Below are 3,781 nucleotides of genomic sequence, written 5' to 3' on the forward strand. Positions count from 1 at the left end.
CGGAGCATGAAGCGCAATCGATTTACGGAAGAACAGATCATCGGGGTTTTGAAGGAGCACGAGGCCGGGGTCCCGGTCGCCGATCTCTGCCGCAAGCATGGCGTCAGCGACGCCAGCATCTACAAATGGAAGGCCCAATTCGGAGGGATGGACGTCTCTGAGGCCAAGCGGCTGCGGTCGCTGGAGGACGAGAACGCGAAGCTGAAGCGGCTGCTGGCTGACGCCCTGCTGGATAATGTGGCGCTGAAGGATCTCCTGGGAAAGAAATGGTGACGCCCGCGGGGAATCGGAAAGCTGTCGCTCATCTGGTGGAAGCCCATGGGATGAGCGAACGGCGGGCGTGTAAAGCCATCGGCTGCTGCCGCATGACCATGAGATATCAGACGACCCGGGCGGATGATGCCGGCCTTCGTCAGCGCATGAAGGCGATCGCCCAGGAACGCCGCCGTTTCGGCTACCGACGCCTGCATGTTCTGCTCAAGCGGGAGGGCTACGCGATCAACCACAAGAGGCTGTTCCGGGTCTATCGGGAGGAGAAGCTGGCGGTGCGCCGCCGTGGCGGCCGCAAGCGGGCCATCGGAACCAGTGCGCCGATACTGGTTCCGATGGCGCCCAACGAACGCTGGTCGCTCGACTTCGTGTCGGATCAACTCACCGACTGCCGCCGCTTCCGCATCCTGCCATCGTCGATGACTGCACCCGAGAAAGCCTGGCGCTGGTGGCCGAAACCTCACTCTCCGGGGTCCGCGTGGCGCGGGAACTGGATCGGCTGATGATCGAGCGCGGCAAGCCGAAGATGATCGTCAGCGACAATGGCAGCGAGCTTACCAGTAACGCCATCCTGACATGGGCGGACCAAGCCCGCGTCGAATGGCATTACATCGCGCCGGGCAAACCGATGCAGAAGGCCTTCATCGAGAGCTTTAACGGCCGGCTACGGGATGAATTGTTAAACGAAACGCTGTTCTCTTCGCAGGCGCAGGCTCGCGTTGCCCTTGGATGCTGGCGCGCCGACTACAACGGCTCACGCCCCCATTCTCAGCTCGGATGGAAGACACCTTCCGAGTACGCCTTCACTTGCAATCCGCGCCGGGATCTGGCGCTGCGCTATGCCGATGGCTCCGCGCCAGCTCCCGTCGCTACCACCGCCCACCCGGCAACCCAAACGCCAAGAGCGAACTCGGGATCGGATAAAACTTGGGGGCAAGGTCAGGCGACGCCACCTCCCCCTCGGTTTCCTATTCCCTATAATCCCTTCGCTCCGCCTCCCCCTAAAACGCTGTAGCGCTTATCGCAACGCTTTATGGGCGGCGGCGATTGGAACTGACCTCAGTGCACCCCGGGGTATTCACGGCGCCAACGCTCGTCAGCGCGTATTAGACATGTGGATACCTGCCGGTTGCAGGAGACCATGCATTTGTTCTGATGCCCTCTGAAGTCACCAGCCCCACCCGTGAAGTTGGCACACCCGCCCACGCAATTTGCGAATCGATTATCACATTGAAAGATGTTTGCTTCTGTCGCTGAGTTGAACAGCACTCCGGTGCCTATGAGAGTAACTACGAAGAAAAGGTGCCTTGCCATGTTCGAACCTCTTGAGAAAGGTGAGCGGACCACGCCATCCTAACGTCTCGACGAAGCTACACCTGCCCTTAACGTCGGGATAGGCCCCGCTGGCTCCCATATCCCCGTGTCCGACAGATCAAAACGAGATGATGGCACGTTCTCGCGCAGCAACTTTCGATATGATCCAGCAAGTGATGTCTACCACTGCCCGGCGGGAAAACCCTGACGACGACCGGGACATTGGTGAATGACGGAACCACGCTGCTCTATCTGGCGAGGAAGCATGATTGCGACGGCTGCGAACTCAAATCGCTATGCTGTCCGAAGGTCCCGTTTCGCAAGATCCCGCGCGACATCCAGGAGCGCGCCCGAGACGTTGCCCGGTCTTTCGCGACACCGAAGCCTTCGAAAATGACCCGACGCGGCTTTCGGCCGTGGTCAAGTCAATCTCACCGACCACAGCTGAATGACGTCGCGCGGGAAATGTTCGGCGCCAACACCACGTTTGCAGTCACAGACGTTCCGGCAAAATTCCGCGGCCATAAAAAAAAGCCCCGCCGGTTGTGCGGGAAGTAAGCATTGCTCTGGCCGCGTGAGGGCACCAAGTATCAATCTAACCTCGCCGGGCAAGGAAAAAAACCCGCCGGGCGTGAAGCGGCGGGCTTGAACCTTGCCTCTATTGATCAAGCATCGGACGTAAACGACAAGTTGTAGCTTACGTCCTTTTCGGAGGAGGTTTGCATATCGAGAACATGGTTGATGAGCTGCGCATCAACGAATTCGTACTATTGTTAACGATGCACCGCCTTTTAGAGTCCCTACGTTGTCCGTGTAAATGATGCCGGCAGCGATGCCGCCAGTTATCGCAAGACCGAGGACCACCCCTATCTCTGAAAACCGCCGCCGTTCACTTGGTCTAATTCGGCTTCGGTAAGTGAAGTCTGCTGGTTATCAACGTGCATTTGTCAGTCTCGATGCCTAGTTGAGGGCGGACCCATTCTGCCTCCCCAATGAGCCATCCTAACTAGCCGCTCTTGCCGCGACCGTGATGCCGTTCACAGTCACTCCAGGACTAATGGCATGCGCCTTTGGGCGGAACTGGTGGATCGCGAGCCCGAAATCCTCAAGCAATCATCTATGACAAGCATATCTGCCACGTCGCAAACTTCGCTTTCAAGGCGGATCAATTCTAACTTTGAAGCAGCGGCAACCATGGCTCATTTTCCCCCATGAAGGCAGGCTGCTGCTGGGCCTCCCGCGTACCCTATCATCAGGCTCAACGACACGCAGATTGCTTTCGGCTTTGAGAGCAACACAACATCGATCTATGGCACGATCGACAGAATATCGGGCAACCTATCGATGAACGCGATGAAGCTGGAAGACCGAAAGAATCTGATGGCTGGAGAAGCGGAATTAACTGTCTTGGATGACGGCAAAATGCATGCCCGCGAAGAAATATTTTAGTTGCGCTGGTGGTCGTTCGAGGAGGAGCGCCGCTTAATTAAAAGGGCTGCGTCATCAAGATCATTCGACGAGGTCGTTATTCGCCCCCTCCTACGCCCGTGGATGAAACGCCGGCGATCTCCGCTAGTTCCTGAGCGGCTTGTTTTGAATCCGTGAGTGGGCCTTCGGCCTGCTTGATCCACATCGCCGCCGCTCGCACCAATGCGATCGGGCAGGGCTGAAACACAGTCGACTGCGCGAGTTGGGTGGAGGATTAATTGGCCAGTTTTTCCGAGTGATCAGCGCCGCGCGTCGGATGGACAGAATGGGGGTGGGCGTGTACTCATAATTGCTACTTGCGTTTGTTCGGCAATCACTGGCTGATTAACCTGGCTGCTGCGTCGCTTTTCAGTACAACTACGGAGGTTCGCGATCGATTTTGAATGAAGTGATACTTACGTCGCCGCGCAAAACGCGTCAGCGCTCTAAAAATTTCTTTCGCCTCCCTCCAAAAATCTTTGCAACATCTGCCAACACCGGAAGTGTGTCTCCGCGTAGGAGAGTTTTCGCGACATGCTCAATTGGCTCAAGACAACAAGTTTTTGGCGCGAAGTAACGACGGGAAGTCGCCTCTGCGCAGGATCAACTTGCGCCCGAGTGACCAATGAAATTGCAACAGAGGGATCATGACCGATACGACGGCACCGACACCAACTTTCCTGACTCTGCCTGGTACCGTGAACGTGAGCGGTGCCGGGCAAGCAGCGAC

At 57.3% G+C, this 3,781-nt stretch carries 1 pseudogene; it reads left to right on the forward strand.

What is annotated here, in order from left to right:
* Window positions 1–6: 6 nt before the first annotated feature.
* Window positions 7–1,153 (forward strand): annotated as a pseudogene (locus tag JQ575_RS43890) (IS3 family transposase); the annotation flags it as partial.
* Between the last annotated feature and the right edge of the window lie 2,628 nt (window positions 1,154–3,781).

Origin of the sequence: Bradyrhizobium sp. JYMT SZCCT0428, from assembly GCF_018131075.1 — a bacterium.
GTDB lineage: Bacteria > Pseudomonadota > Alphaproteobacteria > Rhizobiales > Xanthobacteraceae > Bradyrhizobium.